Genomic DNA, 714 nt, shown 5'->3' with positions numbered 1-714 from the left:
CTAGGAGAGCGGGTTATCCCGGCAGAGTTTGAGCAGGAGGCGAGTAAGGTTCCTGGCTCTGTTGTTGTACCTGAACTCGCACTCCTTGAGGTGCAAGTGGAAGGTGGCGCGGCTGAGCCCCCGGAAGCGAGCGAGGCGGGTTTTGGCGTATCCCCAGAAGGCCTCGATGCCGTTGATGTGGAGCGCGCCCCTGGCGAATTCCGAGCGCCCATGGTCGATGCGCTTGTGGCCATAGCCCAGCTCGACCAGGCCGTTGTAGCTGCGCCACCGATCGGTGTTGATGAGCGTCTCTGGTGCGACGCGCCCGCGAATAACCTGTTGCAGCGAGGCTTTGGAGACGTCAGGCACGATCTCGCAATAGACGATGCCGCCCCGTTCGAAGATGCCGAAGACGATGGTTTTGCGTCCAGCGCCCCGCCCGGCCAGGCCTTTGACGCGGCGAGGGCCGAAGTAGCTTTCGTCTGCCTCGACGATGCCCAGGAGTGGACGCTGTGCGGCACACCAGGCGGCCATCCGTTCGCGCAGAAGGCGCGCCAGCCGGTTCACGGTGTTGCGGTTCAAACCACTGACGGCGGCGATCTGGGTGGCGGTGAGATCGGCCGCGAACAGCTTGGCGAACAGCCGGAACTGGGGCTCGGAAAGTTTGGAACTTTTGACGTACCGGTTCACAAGTCTTTTCATAGCATTAGCGACCTTTCAGACGCTCGTGCTAGT

Annotated in this window: 1 protein-coding gene; it reads right to left on the bottom strand. The window is 62.2% G+C overall.

What is annotated here, in order from left to right; translation table 11 throughout:
* The gene (locus GT007_RS22085; RefSeq protein WP_160123826.1) at positions 1–681 is read right to left on the bottom strand and encodes an IS1595 family transposase; all 681 of its coding nucleotides are present in this window, start codon (positions 679–681) and stop codon (positions 1–3) included.
* Positions 682–714 lie beyond the last annotated feature (33 nt).

Source organism: Rhodovarius lipocyclicus (assembly GCF_009900765.1).
Lineage (GTDB): Bacteria > Pseudomonadota > Alphaproteobacteria > Acetobacterales > Acetobacteraceae > Rhodovarius > Rhodovarius lipocyclicus.
Note: the sequence above shows the minus strand (reverse complement) of the source record. Positions and strands in the feature narration are given on the sequence as shown.

Bases quoted from the DNA above. Each gene is read 5' to 3' on its own strand.
- GT007_RS22085 (WP_160123826.1), bottom strand. From the start codon at position 681: ATGAAAAGACTTGTGAACCGGTACGTCAAAAGTTCCAAACTTTCCGAG.